28 protein-coding genes and 1 riboswitch are annotated in these 20521 nt (G+C 51.5%); of the genes, 13 read left to right on the forward strand and 15 right to left on the reverse strand.

Annotated features, from left to right (window positions below; translation table 11 throughout):
- Window positions 1-34 precede the first annotated feature (34 nt).
- From B212_RS0124245 to B212_RS0124270, 6 genes are all read right to left on the reverse strand, one after another.
- A complete protein-coding gene (locus B212_RS0124245; protein ID WP_019913776.1) occupies window positions 35-361 on the reverse strand; it encodes an ArsR/SmtB family transcription factor in 327 nt (108 codons plus the stop codon).
- A 93-nt stretch (window positions 362-454) separates the two neighbouring features.
- A complete protein-coding gene (locus tag B212_RS0124250; protein ID WP_019913777.1) occupies window positions 455-829 on the reverse strand; it encodes a hypothetical protein in 375 nt (124 codons plus the stop codon).
- Window positions 830-1022: 193 nt separating this feature from the next.
- The gene (locus B212_RS0124255; protein WP_019913778.1) at window positions 1023-2198 is read right to left on the reverse strand and encodes a pyridoxal phosphate-dependent aminotransferase; all 1176 of its coding nucleotides are present in this window, start codon (window positions 2196-2198) and stop codon (window positions 1023-1025) included.
- 28 nt (window positions 2199-2226) lie between these two features.
- Window positions 2227-2523 (reverse strand): putative quinol monooxygenase, encoded by a 297-nt coding sequence (locus B212_RS0124260; protein ID WP_019913779.1) that lies wholly within the window; start codon window positions 2521-2523, stop codon window positions 2227-2229.
- 60 nt (window positions 2524-2583) lie between these two features.
- Window positions 2584-3219, reverse strand: a complete 636-nt coding sequence (locus B212_RS0124265; protein WP_019913780.1) for a nitroreductase family protein — start codon at window positions 3217-3219, stop codon at window positions 2584-2586.
- Between the two features lie 40 nt (window positions 3220-3259).
- The gene (locus B212_RS0124270) at window positions 3260-3688 is read right to left on the reverse strand and encodes a MarR family winged helix-turn-helix transcriptional regulator (RefSeq protein WP_019913781.1); all 429 of its coding nucleotides are present in this window, start codon (window positions 3686-3688) and stop codon (window positions 3260-3262) included.
- A 383-nt stretch (window positions 3689-4071) separates the two neighbouring features.
- Between B212_RS0124270 and B212_RS0124275 the strand changes: the two genes are divergently transcribed.
- Entirely contained in the window at window positions 4072-4851 is a 780-nt protein-coding gene (locus B212_RS0124275; RefSeq protein WP_019913784.1) for a carbon-nitrogen family hydrolase, read from the forward strand.
- A gap of 26 nt (window positions 4852-4877) precedes the next feature.
- On the opposite strand, the gene B212_RS0124280 is transcribed toward B212_RS0124275, so the two are convergent.
- Both B212_RS0124280 and B212_RS0124290 read right to left on the reverse strand, forming a co-directional pair.
- Window positions 4878-5096, reverse strand: a complete 219-nt coding sequence (locus B212_RS0124280) for a hypothetical protein (RefSeq protein ID WP_019913785.1) — start codon at window positions 5094-5096, stop codon at window positions 4878-4880.
- A 241-nt stretch (window positions 5097-5337) separates the two neighbouring features.
- Window positions 5338-6294 (reverse strand): lipoate--protein ligase family protein, encoded by a 957-nt coding sequence (locus B212_RS0124290; RefSeq protein ID WP_019913788.1) that lies wholly within the window; start codon window positions 6292-6294, stop codon window positions 5338-5340.
- Window positions 6295-6527: 233 nt separating this feature from the next.
- Between B212_RS0124290 and B212_RS0124295 the strand changes: the two genes are divergently transcribed.
- Window positions 6528-7436: a CHAD domain-containing protein gene (locus B212_RS0124295; RefSeq protein ID WP_019913790.1), complete on the forward strand. Its 909-nt coding sequence runs from the start codon at window positions 6528-6530 to the stop codon at window positions 7434-7436.
- Window positions 7437-7487: 51 nt separating this feature from the next.
- Here the strand turns inward: B212_RS0124295 and B212_RS0124300 are convergent, their stop codons facing one another.
- From B212_RS0124300 to B212_RS35555, 3 genes are read right to left on the reverse strand one after another with little or no spacing between them, the layout of a single operon-like run.
- Entirely contained in the window at window positions 7488-7826 is a 339-nt protein-coding gene (locus B212_RS0124300; protein WP_019913791.1) for a thioredoxin family protein, read from the reverse strand.
- Between the two features lie 36 nt (window positions 7827-7862).
- The gene (locus B212_RS35550) at window positions 7863-8021 is read right to left on the reverse strand and encodes a MerR family transcriptional regulator (protein ID WP_232231581.1); all 159 of its coding nucleotides are present in this window, start codon (window positions 8019-8021) and stop codon (window positions 7863-7865) included.
- Between the two features lie 24 nt (window positions 8022-8045).
- On the reverse strand, window positions 8046-8225 hold the full coding sequence (locus tag B212_RS35555; RefSeq protein ID WP_019913793.1) for a MerR family DNA-binding transcriptional regulator: 180 nt from the start codon (window positions 8223-8225) through the stop codon (window positions 8046-8048).
- Window positions 8226-8426: 201 nt separating this feature from the next.
- On the opposite strand from B212_RS35555, the gene B212_RS0124315 reads away from it, so the two are divergent.
- From B212_RS0124315 to B212_RS0124330, 4 genes are all read left to right on the forward strand, one after another.
- The gene (locus B212_RS0124315) at window positions 8427-9098 is read left to right on the forward strand and encodes a response regulator transcription factor (protein WP_019913794.1); all 672 of its coding nucleotides are present in this window, start codon (window positions 8427-8429) and stop codon (window positions 9096-9098) included.
- Window positions 9095-10162 (forward strand): HAMP domain-containing sensor histidine kinase, encoded by a 1068-nt coding sequence (locus tag B212_RS0124320; protein WP_019913796.1) that lies wholly within the window; start codon window positions 9095-9097, stop codon window positions 10160-10162. The genes B212_RS0124315 and B212_RS0124320 overlap by 4 nt, the downstream gene beginning before the upstream one ends.
- 184 nt (window positions 10163-10346) lie before the next feature.
- Window positions 10347-10880 carry a hypothetical protein gene (locus B212_RS0124325; protein WP_019913798.1) on the forward strand — a complete coding sequence of 178 codons (534 nt, stop codon included), beginning with the start codon at window positions 10347-10349 and terminating at the stop codon, window positions 10878-10880.
- Between the two features lie 159 nt (window positions 10881-11039).
- Window positions 11040-11561, forward strand: a complete 522-nt coding sequence (locus B212_RS0124330) for a hypothetical protein (RefSeq protein ID WP_019913799.1) — start codon at window positions 11040-11042, stop codon at window positions 11559-11561.
- Window positions 11562-11605: 44 nt separating this feature from the next.
- Here B212_RS0124330 and B212_RS0124335 read toward each other — a convergent pair whose 3' ends face one another.
- A complete protein-coding gene (locus tag B212_RS0124335) occupies window positions 11606-13066 on the reverse strand; it encodes a methyl-accepting chemotaxis protein (protein ID WP_019913800.1) in 1461 nt (486 codons plus the stop codon).
- A 289-nt stretch (window positions 13067-13355) separates the two neighbouring features.
- On the opposite strand from B212_RS0124335, the gene B212_RS0124340 reads away from it, so the two are divergent.
- Window positions 13356-14807 carry a DHA2 family efflux MFS transporter permease subunit gene (locus B212_RS0124340; protein ID WP_084673427.1) on the forward strand — a complete coding sequence of 484 codons (1452 nt, stop codon included), beginning with the start codon at window positions 13356-13358 and terminating at the stop codon, window positions 14805-14807.
- A gap of 125 nt (window positions 14808-14932) precedes the next feature.
- On the opposite strand, the gene B212_RS0124345 is transcribed toward B212_RS0124340, so the two are convergent.
- Window positions 14933-15655, reverse strand: coding sequence for an SDR family NAD(P)-dependent oxidoreductase (locus B212_RS0124345; protein ID WP_019913802.1), 723 nt, complete (start codon window positions 15653-15655; stop codon window positions 14933-14935).
- A 195-nt stretch (window positions 15656-15850) separates the two neighbouring features.
- On the opposite strand from B212_RS0124345, the gene ytxJ reads away from it, so the two are divergent.
- The 5 genes from ytxJ to B212_RS34740 all read left to right on the forward strand — a co-directional run bounded on the left by ytxJ (window position 15851) and on the right by B212_RS34740 (window position 18433).
- Window positions 15851-16177 (forward strand): bacillithiol system redox-active protein YtxJ, encoded by a 327-nt coding sequence (gene ytxJ, locus B212_RS0124350; RefSeq protein WP_019913803.1) that lies wholly within the window; start codon window positions 15851-15853, stop codon window positions 16175-16177.
- Window positions 16174-16416 carry a glutaredoxin family protein gene (locus tag B212_RS0124355; protein WP_019913804.1) on the forward strand — a complete coding sequence of 81 codons (243 nt, stop codon included), beginning with the start codon at window positions 16174-16176 and terminating at the stop codon, window positions 16414-16416. The genes ytxJ and B212_RS0124355 overlap by 4 nt, the downstream gene beginning before the upstream one ends.
- 270 nt (window positions 16417-16686) lie before the next feature.
- Window positions 16687-16854: riboswitch (cyclic di-AMP (ydaO/yuaA leader) on the forward strand.
- 155 nt (window positions 16855-17009) lie between these two features.
- Window positions 17010-17519, forward strand: coding sequence for a hypothetical protein (locus tag B212_RS0124360; RefSeq protein ID WP_019913805.1), 510 nt, complete (start codon window positions 17010-17012; stop codon window positions 17517-17519).
- Window positions 17520-17547: 28 nt separating this feature from the next.
- Complete coding sequence (locus B212_RS0124365) at window positions 17548-18000, forward strand: hypothetical protein (protein ID WP_019913806.1); 453 nt, start codon at window positions 17548-17550, stop codon at window positions 17998-18000.
- 22 nt (window positions 18001-18022) lie between these two features.
- The gene (locus B212_RS34740) at window positions 18023-18433 is read left to right on the forward strand and encodes a hypothetical protein (RefSeq protein WP_156830203.1); all 411 of its coding nucleotides are present in this window, start codon (window positions 18023-18025) and stop codon (window positions 18431-18433) included.
- Here B212_RS34740 and B212_RS0124375 read toward each other — a convergent pair.
- Window positions 18377-18562: a hypothetical protein gene (locus B212_RS0124375; RefSeq protein ID WP_019913808.1), complete on the reverse strand. Its 186-nt coding sequence runs from the start codon at window positions 18560-18562 to the stop codon at window positions 18377-18379. The two genes, B212_RS34740 and B212_RS0124375, sit on opposite strands and share 57 nt — an antisense overlap.
- 93 nt (window positions 18563-18655) lie before the next feature.
- Window positions 18656-19108, reverse strand: a complete 453-nt coding sequence (locus B212_RS33405; RefSeq protein WP_019913809.1) for a hypothetical protein — start codon at window positions 19106-19108, stop codon at window positions 18656-18658.
- Between the two features lie 164 nt (window positions 19109-19272).
- On the opposite strand from B212_RS33405, the gene B212_RS0124385 reads away from it, so the two are divergent.
- Entirely contained in the window at window positions 19273-20451 is a 1179-nt protein-coding gene (locus B212_RS0124385) for a serine hydrolase domain-containing protein (RefSeq protein WP_019913810.1), read from the forward strand.
- The last annotated feature ends 70 nt before the right edge of the window (window positions 20452-20521 follow it).

Below are 20521 nucleotides of genomic sequence, written 5' to 3' on the forward strand. Positions count from 1 at the left end.
TGTCAACGGGTAATCCGCCCCGGGAGACCCGGGGTTATTCGCTGCGGATACCCTCCAGAAGGGAGATGGCATTCACCAGATGGTTGTCGAATATTTGTTTGGCTACCGCCAGCAGGTCTTTGATCAGGGGATCACGCAGCGAGTAGATTACCGTCGTGCCTTCTTTTACACTCGCTACCACATTTTTGGCGCGGAGCACGGCTAGCTGCTGGGATACGGCAGACCCTTCGGACCCCAGAATCGCCTGCAGCTCGTTCACATTCTTCTCGCCTTCACTCAGCAGCTCCAGAATACGAATCCGCATCGGATGAGCCAGCGCCTTGAAAAATTCCGTCTTGAATTGCTGAATTTCGCTGTTCATTGAACCTCTGCTCCTCATAGCTTACTTCTTGTTTAATGTTTATCTTAGCTTATTTAGCCAAGAGTGGCTATGCCGCCTGGGAATTTATTCGGGCTAGAGTGCGGGGTACATACGGATTTCTTTCGCCCTGATCTCCACGAAACCGCCCAGTGCCATCGGTTCGCCGAGGCATTCAAGCATGATCGAATCTTCACCCAGACGCAGGCAGCCGGTTCCGTCTTCCTCAATATTCTCCAGCACTCCGGTCAGAATAACATCGTTCCCTTCGGTCCGTATGCCATACCCGCCTCCGCTTACCGGAACAATATCGACCCAGCGCATGAGCAAGGCGGGAAGCTCGAACTCCGCCGTACACTGGTCGCCCGGCTTCACGGGAGTTCCGCACCAGATTCCTTTGCCTTCGCCAAAGTCTGTCCCAAAGTGTACTTCATCCTTTTTTAGACCCTTACCCGTAATCTCAATATTCATCGCTCTGCCCCGTCTGCTTAAGTTTACTGCATATTATACACGCTGCCAGCCCGGTTACGCGATCAAGTATACTTCCGGGCGGCGGCACAGAGCAAACAGGGGAAGCTCCAAGCGCCCTTCGGCTCTCGAAACTTCCCCTGCTCAGCGAGAAAATAATGTTAATTTATGGCATGAATCCTTTATGGCCTTAAGTTCACACAAACAGCTTCAGACCCGCAATCCGCTTCACCGCTTCTGCCAGCCGGTCTTCGCTGCTCACCAGCCCTACCCGCACATAACCTTCGCCATAGGCTCCAAAACCAATGCCGGGAGCGACGACCACCTTCGCCTCATCCAGCAGCAAATCGGCGAAGCTCTGTGAGGTGTAGCCTTCGGGAACCGGCAGCCAGGCGAAAAAGGACCCGCCCGGAGCTTCAACCTTCCAGCCAAGCTCGCGCAAACCGCCGATCAGGATATTCCGCCGCGCTTCATAGCGGGCCACATTCTCCTGAACGCAGGTCTGCGGACCCGACAAGGCCGTAGCCGCCGCTTTCTGCACCGCACCGAACAGGCTGACATACATGTGATCCTGGAGCAGGTTCAAGCTCTCGATTACACTGGGGTTCCCTACGGCAAAAGCCACACGCCAGCCGGCCATGTTATAGGTTTTGGACAAGGTGTAAATTTCAATCCCCGTGTCCTTCGCCCCCGGTGTCTGAAGATAGCTCAGCGGCTGCCGGCCTTCATAGCCGATTGCGGCATACGCGAAGTCATGCACCACGCAAATGCCGTGTTCCTCCGCGAACTGCACCGTCTTACGAAAGAACTCCTCCGTCGCCACTGCACCTGTGGGGTTGTTCGGATAATTCAAGAACATCAGCTTGGCGGCTGCCGCGGCTTCAGGGCGTATGCTCCCGTAATCGGGCAGGAAGCCGTTCGCCGCAGTCAGCGGCATCCTCTCCATGACCGCCCGGGCCAGCTCAATGCCCGACCAGTAATCGGGATACCCCGGGTCAGGCACAAGCGCCGTATCTCCGGGGTTCAGCAGGCATTGCACCACTTCTACCAGTCCGGTTTTGCCGCCGAACAGAATGGCAACTTCACGTTCCGGCTCCAGCACCACGCCATACTCCCGCTCGTAGAACCCGGCCACGGCTTCCTTCAGATAGCTGTGACCGCGAAACGGAGGGTATTTATGATTCAGAGGGTTCGCCGCCGCCGCTTGCAGCGCCTCGACAATGTGATCCGGGGTGGGCATATCGGGATTGCCCTGGCCCAGATTAATCACATCATGCCCCGCTGCCGAGGCAAGGGCCGCTCTCCCGACAAGCGCAGCAAAAAACTGCTTGGGCAACGATTGGAGCATTGTAGAAGGCTCGAAAATGTTCACTGGCAGGAGTCACCCTCTCCGGCATTAATTATTTACTGAGCAGTTCGCCGTTAAAGGCCTTAACGTCGAGCGGAGCCGTTAGGAACTCGCCTGCTTTTGCCGCAAAGCCGGTAAAATGGGCGCTTGAATTGTGGCTGGATACAGCCTCCATATCGCGCCAGGTTTCTACCATGATATAGGAATTCTCCTGTTCAGCATGCTTGTACAGCTCGTAAGAAATATTGCCTTCTTCCTTATGGGTAGCAGCAAGCAGCGTCTTGGCTTCAGCCAAAAACTGCTCCTCGCGGGCAGGATTAACTTGCATTAAGGCATGAATAATGATCATGGACAGTTCCTCCTAAAGTATGGTTGGCATGCTACGGAAGCATACGCTTAGTTTATTAGTTTATTTCCACTGTGCAATGGCATCAATCGGCAGGCGTACAGAAGCATAACCTTCATCTGCGGCTTTACCGATGGAGATCAGCATTACAGGAATATAACGGTCCTTGTCCATGCCGAAGATTTCGGCAATCTTGTCTTTCTCGAAGCCGCCGATAGCGTTGGTATCGTAGCCGTGGGCACGGGCGGCCAGCATCAACTGCATGGAGACAAGACCTCCGTCGATCATAATGGTTTCTCTGTTCACATCAGCGGGCAGAACCGAGAAATGGGCAGTCAGGGCCGCAAGCTGTCTTTCTTTTACCTCAGCAGGCATCAGTCCGCGTTTAACAGCCGTACCATAAATTTCTTCGGCATTATCGAAGTTGTTCATATCCCCGAACACGGCAATCATCGCTGCGGAGGTCTCTACCTGCAGTTGGTTGAATTTGGCGATAGGCGCCAGCTTGGCTTTGGCTTCCGGGCTTTCAATCACCAGGAACCGCCAAGGCTGCATGTTCACCGAGGAAGGGGCCAGCGTAGCTTCAGTAAGAATCTCGGTCATTTCCTCTTTGCTGATTTTGACGGATGTGTCATATTTGCGGATGGAACGGCGGCCTGTGATAATACTTGTGAAATCATTGGTTTTGGTAGTGTTCATTGTACAATAAACTCCTTTATAGTTGGATTATAGTTTATAGCTACAGCAGATTAATATTGTGCTGCAGCCGGGCAAGCATATCTGCGAGCGTAATGCGCTCCTGTTCATTGAAGCCGCTAAGCAAGCTGCTGATGAACCGGCTTTTCTCTTCCCGGTAAGACCGAATTTTCTCCCGGCCCTGCCCGGTCAGCGTAACAAGAGTAACTCTGTTGTCGGCAGGATTGTTGCGGCGGGAGATCATGCCGCTATCCTCCAGACTTTTGAGGTGGCGGGTGACGGCTGCCGCGTCGATGTCAACCTGCTTTTGCAGCGAAATCTGGCTGATCTCGTCAACCTGAAACAGCTCATGGAGCAGACGGAGGCGTGTGGGACTTATGCCGGCACAGCGCTCGAATTTCGGAGTGACCGCTTTGTTCAGCCCCTGCAGCAGTTCAAAGACACGTTCTTCCTCAGGCAGATGTCCAGTCAAAATTAACCCCCTAACGCAAATATATTGTGCAAAATCTTTTTAACATTCATCAGTTTACACCTACATCATTGACCCGTCAACTATTATTATTACGTACTTGATTTTCTTGCTTACAGAGCCGCTTGCCCATACAATCTATATAAGTTGAACTAAAGAAAATATATAAAGGGTAGGCGTGCGGAGGGGAAGTTTGGAACTGTAGGAGCGAAAACGACCGCCTTTGTCTTCAAATTTCATCCGGTAAGAGCGGTAACAATCAAGAAATTTGAAGACAACAGCGGCCGGAAGTCCAAACATTCCCCGCAGTTACGACCAGACCCCATTATGAAAATCTAAAGTTCAACTTATATAAGTACAGTTTTCTTATATAAGGAGGCCCGTCCATGAAAATATCCCTGATCCAGCTCGATATAGCATTCGGCAATCCCCAGGCGAATTATGCTTCGGCGGAACGCCAAATTCGGACGGCGGCGGCGGACGGCGCGGAGGTTGTGATCCTTCCCGAGCTGTGGACCACCGGGTATGATTTGACCCGGCTGACGGAGATTGCCGATCCTGAAGGGAACACGGCAAAGACTCTGCTGTCCGGCCTTGCCCGGGAGCTGGGAATCCACATCGTGGGCGGCTCTGTCGCGAGCAAGCAGGACAACGGCACTACCAACAGCATGTACATCTTCAACCGCAGCGGAGAACTGGCCGGAGAGTACAGCAAGCTGCACCTGTTCCGGCTGATGGATGAGCATCTGTACCTGCAACCCGGAGCCGCCAAAGGGCTTTTCACTCTGGACGGGGCATTATGTGCCGGATTGATCTGCTACGATATCCGCTTTCCCGAATGGGTCCGCGCCCACACTGCGCTTGGAGCCGAAATTCTGTTCATCAGCGCAGAATGGCCGCTGCCGCGCTTGTCCCACTGGCGGGCGCTGCTGATCAGCCGGGCAATCGAGAACCAATGTTATGTCGTGGCCTGCAACCGTGCGGGCAATGACCCGGCGAACACCTTCGCCGGACACTCGATGATTATTGATCCTTGGGGCGAAATCGTCTGTGAAGCGTCTGAAGGCGAGGAAATGGTCAGCGGCGTTATCCATCTGTCCAAAGTGCGGGAGGTGCGTCAGCAGATCCCTATCTTCGCTGACCGGAGGCCGGAGTTGTACCGGTAGCTGTTGAAGAAGGTGCATATACATCATTAGACCTTGGAGTAACCGGCCTGGCGCAACTCAACAACGGTAATTTTGCCGTTGTTTCTGAGCAAACCAACCAAGCGCGCCTCAACAACGGCATTTCTGCCGTTGTTTCTGAGCAAACCGACCGAGCGCGCTTCAATAACGGCATTTCTGCCGTTGTTTCTGAGCAAGCCGACCGAGCGCGCTTCAATAACCGCATTTCTGCCGTTGTTTCTGAGCAAACCGACCGAGTGCGCCTAAACAACGGCATTTCTGCCGTTGTTAGGTTAAAAAACCCAAGCCGCTTATCTCCTACTTTATGCGCATCTTATCCACAGCCGCCGGGAAATCACCAGACCGAAAAAAGGCGCCGCACCTGCTGAAACCAGCAGAATTGCAGCGCCTTTCGCCTTGCCTGTCTTACTCCGTTTCACCCGGATTGAACTTCCCGGGCCGGTGTCCGGTGCACCGCCCCCGGCAGGGCTAGCGGGCGTACCGCTCCCGCAGCACCGACGCGGCCTCCAGTACGCGCGGATCGCCGTACTGGAGATCATAGCCCGCCGCCTGCCGCAGCAGGGCGGCGGGCTGGAGGCTGACGCCGCGCCGGGTCAGCGCCTGGCGGAACCCTTCGGCGAACACCGCCGCCGAAGCCGGGCCGCCAAGCTCTTCGAGCGCGGCCAGAGTCTCCGGGCTGACGCGCGGATACGTCAGCGAACCCTCCCCGCCCGCGGCAATCCCGTAGAAGCCGCGGATCAATTCTCCGCGCTCCCGTCCGGAGCCGGAGACGATCACGAACGCGTGCACAAAGTACGCGTTGCTCTGGCGCCGCTGGGCGATGCCGCAGAACTTGCGGCCGCCGATGGCGAGATCGAAGTCGCCGGGGCAATACGAGCCGGCGACTTCGCCCGCCCTGATCTGCGAAGCTGCCTGCGGATGGCTCACGGCGACGGCTTCGGTGATGAGCGAAGCCAGCAGCCGGAAATCATCGTGGAAGTCCAGCTTGCCCGCAGGCTTCGGGAGAAGCAGCGACACGTTGACGACCCCGGCATCCAGCGGCACCGCAGCGCCGCCGGAATGCCGGACCGCCGTGCGGAAGCCCTGCCGTTCCAGCTCCGCCATCGCCTCACCCGCCCGGGGCAGCCTGCTGTCCCGCAGGCCCAGCGCCACACCGCCGGGATGGCTCCACAAATGCACTGAAGGAGGCGCCTCGCCCGCTCCGATATCGCGGCACAGCGTTTCCTCAAAAGCGAACGGAAGCAGCATGTCTCCGGCAATTTCCGTAGCTGTCACCGTCCCGCTGTCACCCGTTGCTGCCGTACCTCCGCAAGCTCTGTCAGCCTGCGGTTTATCCGTTTCATTTAAGTGTTCAAAAAGCGCCATAACCGCAGGCAGGCCGCCCTCCGCCGCCTGCTCCCGCTTGTCCGCTGGTCCGCTGCTCATAAATATAACCTCCAAGTCTCCACTATCTACCCGCTCTCCAGTAAAATTCTATGATTCGGGCAATACTCTCATTGTAACCGATCGCTGCCCGCTCGCGAAGCGGGACGGTGAATCAGACATTTGAAATAGCCGCGGGATACCGTTATTCTTAGGGTATAAGAAGAGGATTCATTTGGACAAGCTTTGCGCTGAAGCTCATGCTTACACAACCTACAAGAGTGGAGTGATGCCGCATGACTACCCTGCAACTAGCCAAGGAAAGGCAAATCAGCAAGACCAGACAATGGGAGCAGGCGCTGACCAGGCTGTACACTGACTATCAGAAATACTGCAAGAAAGTGCTGCGGGATTTTGACAGTGAGGACGTCCATCAGGCGAGGGTGAACAGCCGCAAGCTGCTGACGCTGCTGTCCATTCTCGATCCCGGCCACTCCGTCACAGATAAGCTGTACGGTACACTCAAGCAGGCGCAGAAGAGACTCGGCAAGGTCAGAGACGCGGATGTGCTGATCGAAGCCTTCAAAGACAAACGCAAGCAGGCGAAACACGCTGGCGCAAGTGAAACCGCTGAGCTGCTGAAGGCAGTGATTGAGCAACAGAAGGGTGAGCGGAAGACGTACCGCAAGAAGCTGGCAGACAAGCTGCCCAAGCTTACCGGCAAGAGTCTGAACAGACAATGGGAGGTTTTCTTAAGCGGAGAACTGGAGCAGCTTGCTGCCAAAAGAGATGCGAATGTCGTCATGCGCGAGCTTGAAGTCGCCTTTGAGCAGAAGAAAAAGACCTGCAGGACCCTGTTCAAAGGTCCCGAGGCCGAATCCGCCGCTGCCTTCGACGCGCTGCATAAGCTGCGTATTGCCGCCAAGGAGCTTCGTTATACTGCCAATGCCGCGGCCTTTGCACTTAACCAGAAGTTCCATGCCGACGAAGAAATCTACAAGGACATTCAGGAACAGCTCGGCAGCATTAATGATAGACGCATATGGCTGGAAGTGCTCGGGGCCTCTTCACCTGATAAACTGGGTGTTAGCAGAAGGGTGTGGGATGAATTCACAGACAGTCTCAGAGCTGAAGTATTGGAAGCGCTGCAACATAATGAGGTAATTCCTTTCACCGAGCAGCCGAAGCCGTCCCATCACTCCTAATATGCCCTGTGAAAAAGGCAGGAGGCGGATGATATCCCCCTCCTGCCTTTTTCAGTTGCCCGTTACTGCGGCAGACAATCTGTTCAGCACACCCTGGTAGACCGATTTCGGACGCAAGCCAATCAGCTTCTCCATCGGCTGGCCCCCGCTGTACACAACCACAGTGGGCAGGCCCATCACTCCGGCTTCGGCCGCCAGCTCCGGCAGCTCATCGCAGTTCACCTTCAGTATGGTAACGTCCCTTCCATACTCCTCGTCCAACTCCTCCAGAATAGGCAGCAGCGTTCGGCATGGCGCACACCACGGCGCACCGTAATCGACCAGCACCGTTCCTCCCTCGCCCAGCTTCGAGCGCAGCGTAGCTGCATGCTCCGCATTTATTATCGCCATCACGGTTACCTCCTAATGTATGTGTACACATTATGTTTATTCTGATTCGATCTGCTCCTGCTGTATAGAAGCGATCCGCTGCTGAAGATTCAGCTTGATCTGGTTCAACTGTACGAGCTGGCGCTCGATATCCTCCAGCTTGCTGAGGTAGAGCGGCATCACCTCCGCACAGAAGGCCTCTTTGTTCTTCAGCACGCAATTCAAGAAGCCGGCGATCTCCTAAGTCGACAAGCCCAGATTCAAATAAAGCTTGATTGTCTCCACCGTCTCCACGGCCAGCGGCGAATACTCGCGGTATCCGTTGGCCTGCCGGAGCGGGGCGATCAGCCCCTGACGCTCATAATATCGCAAAGAACGGACGCTGACGCCCGTCTTGGCTGCAAGCTCACCTATCTTCATGGCATTCTCCCCGGGGTTCATGAGAAATGGTCTGCCCTTAGTATAAACCCTGACACCAGTGTGAGGGTCAAGGCTTTTCTGCGGCGCTCCGCAATCTTAGGGCATAAACGGCCTTTTCACCAGTCTGTTCCTAAGTTCGGAAATATTTTTTTAACATCTGGCTGGTATAATCATGTTATTTCCCTGTGAAAGGATGTTTCTATGCTTAATATACTTGTTGTGGAAGACGACATTAAGCTCAATCAAATTTTCTGTACCTATCTGTGCAACAACGGCTATGACGCGAAAGGCTGCTTGAACCCGCGCGAGGCCTATGATTTGATGTATAACACGCTGTATGACCTCATTATCTCGGATGTCATGATGCCGGAGATCGACGGCTTTGAATTCGCGGAGACGGTAAGGGCGATCAACAAGACGATTCCAATTCTGTTCGTTACGGCCCGTGACGATATCTCCTCGAAGCAAAAAGGGTTCCGGGCGGGAATTGACGATTACATGGTTAAGCCGGTCAATATGGACGAAATGGTACTGCGTGTCGGTGCCCTGCTGCGGCGGGCGAATATCGCCCATGAACGGAGACTGACGGTAGGCGGTCTTGTGATGGACGGCGACGAAATGACCGCAACCCTGAACGGCAGTGACATACCGGTGACGGTGCGGGAATTCAACATTCTCTACAAGATGCTCTCCTATCCCAAGCATACCTATTCCAGAGCGCAGCTTATGGACGAATTCTGGGGCCTTGACAGCGAGACCAGCCTGCGCGCCGTGGATGTGTACATTGCCAAGCTGCGGGATAAGTTCTCGGCCTGTGAGGATTTCAAGATCGTGACAGTGCATGGGCTTGGTTACAAGGCAGTGCTGCAATGAGCAAACTGGAACGAAAAAAAACTCAAATGAGATCGAAACGCTTCTCCTGGAAAGAATTTATGTGGATTTATATTGTCCTGTCCGTGCTGACCGCAGGGCAGGCGATGATCTACGAAGCCTATGTTCCGGCCAGAAGCGTCCCGACTCCGTATATCTTTGGCATGTTGGGGTACTGGACGATTGTCACCGCGATCTTCTGTCTCATTACCGCACGGCAAAAGTACAAAACCTTCGATAAACCGATGCAAAAGCTCAGCGAGGCGGCGAAGCAGGTGGCGGAAGGCGATTTCTCCGTCTATCTGGAGCCGATGCACAGAGCCGACAAGCGGGATTATGTGGATGTGATGTTCGACGACTTCAACAAGATGGTAGAGGAGCTGGGGAGCATCGAGACGCTGAAGAATGATTTTATCTCCAATGTGTCCCATGAGATCAAAACGCCGCTGTCCGTCATCCAGAGCTACGCAGTAGCGCTGCAAAAGGATGATCTGCAGCCGAAGCTCCGCAAGGATTATACCGACACCATCATCTCCGCCTCGCAAAAATTGACGACCCTGGTGAGCAACATTCTGAAGCTAAGTAAACTGGAGAATCAGGAAATTCAACGCGCCTCCGAGCCTTATGATGTGTGCAGGCAATTGTGCGACTGTGCGCTTTCTTTCGAGAATTTATGGGAGGAAAAGAATATCGAGTTTGTGGCGGACCTTGAGGACCGCGCCGTCATCTATGCCGAGGAGAGTTTGCTGGAGATTATCTGGCACAATCTCTTTTCCAATGCGCTGAAATTCACCCCTCCCGGCGGGAAAATCACATTAACACAGACTTCGGACGAAGACTCGATCACGGTCATGGTATCGGACACCGGCTGCGGCATGGACGATGAGACGCTGAAGCATATATTCGACAAATTCTATCAAGGCGATACCTCCCATTCCGGAGAGGGAAACGGCCTGGGGCTTGCGCTTTGCCTGCGGGTCATTGAGCTGGTGGACGGCGCCATTTCTGTGACAAGCGAGCCGGACAAGGGTACGGCATTTACTGTCAAACTGAAATCTGGCATATAAGTAAGAGCAGTCTGAATGCGGCACAGCCGGAATCGGACTGCTTTTTCTTTTTAAAGCTTCTATTAACATTTTTCTAACATTTTGCAAGCAATTCATAAATAACATCAGGGTACTATGGGTGACGTCAATGATTCCCGCATAGGGTTCATTTGATAAATATCAACCTGAAGGAGATAAGGTCATTATGGGTGAAATTACGAAGAACGAAGCAAATTTTATAGGCTACGAGTACAAGGACGTTACGGTAAAACGCACTATGGAGGCGGTGTACGCCGACGGCTATCGCAATTTCGGCTGGTCGCTGGAGGGAACCTCCCCCCCTATTCAGAGCGTTGGCTCCATCACTATGAAATTCAAACGCGACCGCAAAATCCGCAATAAAACCGAGCTGACCCGACTTCAGCGCCAATTCGACGCCTGTGTGTCCGAAATTGATATGCTGGAACGCTCCAAGGGCCTGCTCTCCTCGGCTGTTGCCTACCTTATCGGTGTTGCCGGAACGGCATTTATGGCCGGCTCTGTGTTTGCATATCTGGATGACAGGCTTGCGCTGTCCATCATTCTGGCTGTCCCCGGCTTCGCCGGCTGGGTCCTCCCTTATTTCACCTACTGCAGCATCCGCAGGAAAAAGACCTCCAGGGTGTCGCCTCTGATTGATCAGAAATATGACGAAATCTACGAGGTGTGTGAGAAGGCCAACGGCCTGCTGACCCGTTAACCTTGCCCGCATCAGGAGAGCGCATGTGAGAAAGGAGAGCTATCTATCAAAGATTTACTTGGCCGATACCTGGCAGATTATCAAGACCGGGCAGCCATAACAAACGCAGCTTCACTTACAATCAACGCCCTGATCGGCATCGGCAAGCTGATCCTTGGGATGTATCTCCTTTCCGGCTGTCTCATGACCAATGCGGCGTATTACCTGATTCTCTGCGCCGCAAGAGGGTACGCGCTTTATAAATATACCAGAGCCAAAAGCCTACAAGATTCCAAGCCGAGAAATACGCTGGAATTTGCCGTCTATCAACGAAGCGGCATCTTCCTTTGTCTACTGGGAATCTCTTATCTGCTGGTCTGCCTGAGAATGTATTTTTACGGAGACGCTATCGTTTTCCAAGGAAATATCGTTTTTCTGGTAGCAACCGTCGCTTTCACCAAGCTCAGTATTGCCATCTACGGAACCTTGACTAACCGGCATCTCAAAGGCCCTATTGTGTCCGCCCTCAAAATGATCAGCTTTACAGACGCGATGGTTTCCATTGTGGTGACTCAATATACCTTGATTATGCTGGAAGACGATTCTAGCCATGCCATAAGTTCGAGCGCCTTGCTGGGAATGGGCTGCAGCGTTGTATTTTTCCTTATGGGGATTTACATGCTGCTCAAAAAGAAGAAGTAGGCTACCTCATCCTCAAAGAATACTTCAAGCACGGCTAGCCTGGCTCAAGCTTGTCCCGGCTTTGTCTCGACCAGCTCCTGCAGGCTGATGCTTGAATTGTTAATGCTGCCGATGGATTCATAGATGACATCAATATTTCTTTCCTGCTCATGTGTCGTTGCCAGCATCTCTTCCGTCGCTGCCGCATGCTTCTGGGAAATACCCGTGATAAGCTCCACCTGGTCACGCACCTGCGTAAAAATCAGACTGATATGATCCGTCATATCCAGTTCGCTGGCAATATACCGGTCGACACGCTGGAAGATCGTGCTGATGTCGCCGAAGCTCTCAAGCACCTGCCTGGTAATTGCTTCCCCTTCTTTTACCGCCTCGCTGCCGTTATTCGATTTTTCGACCACAAGCCGCGTTCTTGTCTTGATATTCTGAATAATCCCGTCAATTTGTTTGACCGTATTCAAGCATTGCCGGGCCAGCTTCTGAATTTCGCTGGCCACCACCGCAAACCCTGCTCCGGCTTCTCCTGCCCTTGCGGCTTCTATGCTGGCGTTCAAGGCGAGCAGATGCGTCTGGTCGGAAATCTGGTTGATTGCCGCCAGAAAGGTATTTACATCATCCATGCTATGGTTAAGCGCTTCGACAGTGGTCATGGAATCCGTTACCGCCGAGTTGATGATCTCCATTTGTTTGCCCATTTGCCGGATTCTCTCCGAGCTGTGGCGGACAATTTGACCGGTCGTCTCCGAGGTTTCGGCCAGGCTGTGGGACAGCTCATTGATTTGGGCCATCTTCCCGTCGGTCTCATTCATCTTGTCGTTAATTTCGGCAATGCTCTCCGACTGATCCACAATCCCTGACGCCACTTCCCGGATATTCGCCGTTATGGCATCGCTGATATTTTTGAGCACCCCGATATCATTGTTGCAATTGGCGATATCGGTATTCAGCGCGGACGTACTGCCGTGAATAACGCTGACCATTTTATCCATTGCCCCGAGCAGTTCCTTGGCCTCCGCTTCTTTGCGGACGGATAATTCGATCAAATCCGCGCTTCGTTTACATACGAAATATAAGGCCACGATAGTCAGCTCAATGAACCCTATAGTCGAGTAAAAGTTCGTATCGAATTGCTTATGGTTAGAGTAGTAGATCACAATATAGGCAACGTTGTACATTGCGCCAAAACCGTAGAGCAACCCTTTGTTCAAGTACAGGGAAACGATGCAGAGCATAGTGATGATCAGCATTCCCGCGATAGGCAATTCTATGTACGGCACTGTAGAGGTCAAGGTGGCGAGCACGATAAAGACCATACCCCGAATCTGATGTTTCTTCACATAAATGAACCAGGTGGCGAGCAGCAGCTCCAGCAACAGGGAGAAGACCACCTCGGCCCTAACCTCTCCCGTAATAAAACCGTAGACAAATCCGATAAAAGTGAGCCAAAGAATTGTTGCGACAATCTTGTTAACCTTTTGTGCGTTTGTCTTCATAAAGCTTTCATTCATTGCACATTCCCCCCAGCGGCCTGTTAGTTTCCTCTTCCAATCTGCAAGTCTCATTGCTGCTCTATTATCTTTTACAGTTGTTTAAGAATTGTTAAAGCTTCCCGGACAACGGAAAGTCTCCTCTTACAATTAACATTTCGTTAACAAGAGAAACACAAGTCAGCAACATTTCTAAGGCAAATTAGATCCAGCAGCTAATAGATCAGAACAATTGAGAGGATGGAGTGCAGTGAGTAAAACAACAGCAATAAATCTCAGTTCCATAAGAAAAGGACCGATCGTGTTCATCATGATACTGGGCGCTTTTCTTGCGACGCTGAATCAGACGGTAATGAGTGTTGCGTTGCCGGAGCTAATGGGGGATTTCAATATTTCGGCATCGACTGCCCAGTGGCTTACAACGGGCTATATGCTGGTCAATGGTGTGCTGATTCCGATCACAGCCTATCTGATGAACCGGTTCAGCACACGGCAGTTATTTCAGACTTCGATGATCATTTTCTTAATGGGTACCCTCCTCTCCGCTGTGGCGGGCAGCTTCCATGTTCTGCTCGGCGGACGCTTGATTCAGGCAGTCGGTGCAGGGATTATCATGCCGCTGCTGACCAATGTAATCCTGACCCTCTTCCCTCCCGAAAAAAGAGGGGCGGCTATGGGTACGGTCGGATTGGCCGTTATATTCGCCCCTGCGGTGGGACCCACGCTCGCCGGATACGTCCTGGAGCATTACAACTGGCAGACGATGTTCTATGGCATGCTTCCAGTCACAGCCCTTGTAATCATCAGCGGATTTATCTTCCTGAAGAATGTTACCGAACGCTCACGTCCCAAAATTGATGTAGTCAGCGTGATTCTGTCTACCATCGGCTTCGGCGCTTTGCTGTACGGCTTCAGCCGGGCCGGTGTGGACGGCTGGTCCAGCGCGGTAGTGCTCTGGTCGCTTGGCGCAGGCGTGGTTATGCTGACCGCATTTACCTGGAAACAATTGATTTCCCACAATCCGCTCCTTGACCTGCGGGCCTTCAAGTACAGCATGTTCTCCCTGACCACCGTCATCAACGTCGCCGTTACGATTGTTATGTATGCGGATATGATCCTGCTCCCCCTGTACCTTCAGAACGCCCGCGGCTATACGGCGATGGAATCCGGCCTGCTGCTGCTCCCCGGCTCGTTCGTCATGGGATTCCTGATGCCAATTACCGGCAAGCTGTTCGACAAGTTCGGAGCCAAGTGGCTGTCCATTCTCGGCTTGCTGATTATGATTGCAACAACCTTCAGCTTCACCAATCTGACCGATTCAACCGGTTATCTCTATCTCGTTCTCATGTCCACCGGCCGCCGGATCGGGATGGCTATGATCCTCATGCCGGTACAGACCGCAGGCTTGAACCAGTTGCCGTCCAAGCTGAACGCCCACGGCACAGCCATCTCCAATACCGTTAAGCAAGTAGCCGGCGCGGTAGGCACTTCACTGCTGGTATCCGTTATGACGAACCGGACTGCCGCCCACATGACGAGTCTGGCAGCCGCCAATACTGCGGGCAGCGCAACGAAGGAGCATCTGATCATGGAGGCTTCCATCCAGGGTATCAATGATGCCTATCTCGTAATCATCGGCATCAGCATTGCCGGACTGCTGCTCTCCCTGTTCATCAAGAACACCCGGCAGGATAGCAGCGAGAAGCAGCCGGAAATGCAGTCGGCGGCAAAGGTACAAAAGATCAAAACCAACGAAGCCTAAAAATTCGGGTTGAATAGCCGTCGTGCCTTTCCCCCCAGGCTCAGCCGCCCAATGCGCGCACAAAAAATCCAACCGCGGCCTCAGACTGCGGTTGGATTTTTGATGTCTTTTCAGATTAAAGCATGCTACCAGGGCCAGACATTTCCGTCAAGATCGAGATAAGCCGGCTCCTCGCCTATGTATTTTTTATGCTCCTGCACAATATTCATAATTTTGCGGGCGGACTCTTCCGGAGGTATCGGGGCCCCCTCATCCTTCTCGCCGCTCATATAGGATTGCAGCCAGCCGGGATGAAAGACCATGACCTGGCCCCCCATCACCCGCAGATGGTTGTGCAGGAGGGAGGATTGCATGTTGAGCGCTGCTTTGGACATGCAGTATCCGTACATGTTAATCCGCCGATTACGGCTGATGCTGCCGGCTTCGGAGGAGATATTCACAATAAGCTTCTGCTTGCTCTGAAGCAGCAGGCCCATTAGGGCGTTGCTGACCCGTAAAGCGCCGAGCGCATTTACATTATATAAATGGGCCAGCGAAGCGTCATCCATATCAACGAGTATCGTAGCATCATCCGCGCTTTGAATAATACCGGCATTGTTGATAATCAGATCCAAGTGGCCGGTGCTGCCGGCAATGCTGCGTGCCGCGCTTTTCACACTTTCGCTGCTGCCGATATCAAGGGGAATCAGCTTCAAGCGCTCCGGGTATTGTTCCTTCAGCGCTGCAAGCTCTCCCGGCTCCGCCATATATTTACCGGCAAAAACCGTATATTTATTCTCAAGGAGCCAGCGTACAAGGTAGAATCCGAGTCCACGGTCAGCACCGGTAACACATGCAATTCTTATCATGAAATGGACACCCCCTCTCCTGAGGTCTAAGTAACAAGTACCGTCGCGTTCCCTTCACCTTAGCATGGCCCCTATATTTTTACAATGTCCTGTACAGGACTGTATTTTCCCGGACAAGACTGCTTGATCTCCCTTTTGATTTAATTTTGAACTATGTTACAATCAGGAATATCATACTCAGGAAGGTGATTCAAGGTGTCCATTCAACAAATCCATACTCTGGATGAACTGCATCAATATGTGGAACAGCCAGGTAAGAAGCTGCTCTTCAAACATAGCACTACCTGCCCGATCAGCGCCAAAGCAAATGAGGAATTTCAAGCCTACGTTCAGGATTCCGGCACTCCGGCAGCCGTGGTTCATGTAATTGAGGACCGTCCGGTTTCCAACCAGATTGCTGAGGATTTCGGCATCAAGCATGAATCTCCGCAAATTTTCCTGCTGGAGGGCAGCGAAGTCCGCTGGAATACCTCCCACTGGAAAATCACCCAGAGCGCCATCAAGGAAGCTGTGAACCAATGAGCGGACAAGTTATCGTATACTCCACTGCGAACTGCAGTGACTGCAACCAGGTGAAGCAACTGCTGACAGAACAAGGCGTTTCTTTTGAGGTTAGGGATGTTATGACGAGCACAGCTTATCAGGAGGAAGTAGAGCAGCTTGGGTTCATGGGCGTTCCTGTTACTGTATCGGGAGAACACGCCGTCAAGGGCTTCAATCTGCCTGAGCTTAAAGTGCTGATCGAAGCAGCCGGAAAATAAAAGACTGATATACAAAAGGGAATCCGGCAGCAACCGGGGACCCTTTTTCTTTGTCATAATCCCCCGTCACATGGCTCCTTTCTCCCTAAAAATGAAAAACAGCGTGCGAGCGAGATAACGGGCCGATAAACGTCAACATATATGCTTTTAGCCAACTAATTTCACCCAATCCCCGCAATTCAATGAAAGCTTGCCGCTGCCCTCCCTTTTCCTTTTTTACAAGGACCTCCCCGAAGTAGTATGATTCGTTTTGAAAGTAATTCATGAAAAGTTACATGAACGCTGAATTCCTGCCACGCAGGAAACGGGGGAACCACCAGGCGATAAGCCTACTTGGGGTGAATCCTAAGCAGACCATTGATGTGCGGTCTCACAGGGTAGGGCGACTCTCACCGTCCGAATCCGACAGCTAACCTCGTAAGCGTAAAGAGAGAGATCCTGATCCGCCACGCTTTTGCGCCAGGCTTATTTAAGCCTGTATCGGAGCCGCAGCAGAGGTCCTCCTCTGCTGCGGTTTTTTGTTGTACCCGCATAAGCTGATTTGGAGGATACAATGGTGGAAGACTTATGGAATGCTGAGGAGGAAAGCTGAAATGGAGCAGCGCAGGCTGTCACGTATCGAGGTGTTTGTATTCAAGGCTCCTTGGCCCGCCTTTGGTGGCCTGGAAATATCGGGAAGCTCCCGCTGCGGCATTCTGAAGCTTACCTGCAAGGCAGGGTACAGCTTGGCCCAGGGCCTGCTGTGCGAAGACGATACGGAATTTGACTTGATGAAATGGAGCGGCTTCCTGCGCACCATCCGCCATTGCCGGCTGGATGAAGCCATAGAGATCGTCCGCTGCCTGAGCCCGGAATGGGAACAAACCCAGCAGGAGATGGTACAGACAGCCCTGCTAGATTTACAAGCGAAGCTGCAAGGAAAAGTACTGTCTGCCCACATCCAGACAGAATCGCGGCTTCATGTAGCTGCCGCGGGCAACGGCTCAAGTCCGGGGCGGATATATTATAAGCCTTCGGGAAGCCTGCTGCACCAGCGGAGCTGGCCAGAGCTGGACACGGCAGAGCTCATCGACAAATCCATCGCTTATTACTCGATATTATAGATTCATATTCAGAGAGGACCGTGAGATTATGCCTGACCCCTTATCGCATCAGCCGGCTTCCGCAGCCGGGTACGTGAAGTATGTTCAGAAATACAGCGGGAGCGTCCATACCCTCAGCAGCCTGCTGCTCGGACAGGGAACCGAAGCAGAGGAAGCTACAGCGAGGACCTTCGCAGTACTCTATGAGCCTTACCTGCAAAAGCGTTTAGACCCGCTTGCCCTCTCCCGGAACGCTTACCGTGAGTGCATCCAGCAATGCTCCCGGCTTACGCAAACCTACAAGCCCATCTATGCAAATATGCTGTCCTGGGAAAATCGGATTGTTCAGGCGCTCCGCTACGGCCTTCAACTTCCCCTGCCCGAGATCAGCGCCATTCTTCAGCGGAGTGTGCCTGACCTGAAGGCACAGCTCAGACAGGTGCGCGAACAGATGGCAGCGCAGAAGAACCTGCTGCCGAAATCCAGCTTAACCGCCGGATGAGGGAGCGTAAGCAGATGAACTAATGAGCCACTTGCGCCTTAACAACGGCATTTCTGCCGTTGTTTCTGAACAAACCAGCCTTCTGCGCCTCAACAACGGTATTTTTACCGCTGTTCCTGAACCAATCAGCCATTTGCGACTTAACAACAGCATTTCTGCCGCTGTTCCTGAACAAATCAGCCATTTGTGCCTTAACAACGGTATTTTTACCGCTGTTCCTGAACAAATCAGCCATTTGTGCCTTAACAACGGCACTTCTGCCGTTGTTAAAGTACAAATTCGTCTTTTCAAGATTTCACCTATTGACGAAAATCATAGTTTCCTTAACAGCAGTCAAAGAGCTGCGGCGGAATGCCGCAGCTCTCTTTATTTTGTCTCAGCGCTTACCCTTGCCGCCCTTAGTAAACCTCAGGAAGGCCATACAGCAGCCTAATAAACCTACACCCAGCAGTAACGTCTGCAGCGCACCAAGCCAGGTCGAGCCTTCCGGCCGGATCAGGCTGCTGACAATAATCAGCAGGATCGAAGCCGCTACGAGCAGAGGCGTTTGTCTTTTTTTCATGTACAGCACCACTCCTTACTTATAAGGTACACTATAAAAGAATATTCCACCAGACAAGCCGCAGAGGTAGAATTAATCTATAACAGGGACCACTCAGTCCCAGTAGTTAAATATCACTTCACCGATTGTTTTTGGATTCCAGTATTTAATCATTTTTTGTTCGGCTGTTCTTAAGGTTATAGTGGCTTCTTGGGTTAGTGTTTGATTCAGTAGTTCTTTATCTATTACTGTATAGTTCTCCGCAATTATTGATTTTACTGGTTCGGGCCCATCTATAAATTTGATTCCGCTAAAGTCCACTTCAGAAGCAAATGTCACGAAAGGATAAATAGTATGTAAGAGAATATAAAAGTCCATTTCTCTTGTACTTATTTGATAGGTGCAGAACGTTTTATAGTTTAATGGATGTTCCTTATAAACTATCTTTGCGTTTTCATTCCTAATTGCATGGAATAGATAAGCTTCAAATGTTTTGATTTTTTGTTGGCTCAATTCTTCTTCTGAAAAGCCGGTTACGCCCGGCTTCATTACTTCATCAATCCTCATTGGCACACCACCATCCACACTTTAACTATAAGTCAATATAATAAATCCCCTTTTTCTGCGCTGCAAGAATTTCATATATATTTGTGTTTTTCCATTCTGTATATTGATATATATGAGATTATTGATTTTTATTAAACTTTTCCCGGAAAGAGGTTGTTCGAGAAATGCTGGAGCCAAACACCGTCGCCCAATTAAAAGAAACATTGAGAGCAAGTATAAACAACCATGAAATCGCAGGGGCAAATCTTATGGTCATTAAGAACAGCCAAGAAGTTTTTTACCACGATGACGGTCTGGCTGATATTGAAACGGGACGCCCTATAGCAAGGGACTCAATTTTTCGTTTATATTCAATGACAAAACCTGTTACCGCCACTTCCATTATGATGTTGCTGGAACAAGGAGAAATTGACTTGTTTGATCCGGTCAGCAAATTTATTCCTTCTTTTAGAAACCAAATGGTTGTAAAAGAAGGCGAGTTAGTTCAAGCAAGCCGAGAGGTTACTATTCACGACTTGTTAAATATGACTTCCGGCTTACTGTATGATGGACCAGATTTGGCAGGCCAGCACTCTTATGCACTGTTTCAAGAATTGGACAGCCGACTGTTCAGCGTAAATCCAATGACCACTATGGAATTTGCCAGCCGGTTGGGACAAGGTCCATTATCGTTTGATCCAGGGACAAGCTGGCAATATGGTACATCTGCAGATGTACTCGGCGCAATAGTCGAAGCAGTTAGTGGAATGTCATATGGGGAATTTTTGAAAAAGAAATTATTTGATCCTTTGGACATGCATGACACAGGTTTTGGGTTGCCAGAAGAAAAGAGCGCGCGCTTAGCGAAAACCTATCAGGATGATGGTACAGGTGGCTTGAAGTTGTACTCAGGAAATCATCTTGGCATTAATCATCAAATGGATCGCACCCCAGCGTTCGAATCGGGAGGCGCAGGTTTAGCGTCAACTATTGATGATGCCGCCAAATTTACAACGATGTTAATGAATCAAGGTTCCTTGAATGGCGTTCAACTCTTAAAACCCAGAACTGTTGAATTTTTAACATCAGCCTCATTAACGACTAATCAGCAAAAAGAGTTCGCCAATTGGCATTCCTTATGCGGCCATAGCTACGGAAACCAAATGCGCTTTATGACTGATCCTGCTAAAGCCGGGTTCATAGGCAGCACTGGCGAATATGGTTGGGATGGCTGGTTAGGTGCTTATTTCACTAACAGTCCCCAAGAGGAGTTAACGATCCTATTTATGGTTCAGAAGAAGGATGCCGGCACCATGTCGATTACGCGTAAGTTACGCAATATCATCTTTAGCAGCTTAGAATAAAAAAATAAGACACGCACGATTGCTCGCGCGTGTCTCATTTTTCTTATTTCATTGATTTTGTTAGGATAAC

The sequence above is a fragment of the Paenibacillus sp. HW567 genome, assembly GCF_000374185.1.
Taxonomy (GTDB): Bacteria; Bacillota; Bacilli; order Paenibacillales; family Paenibacillaceae; genus Paenibacillus_AQ.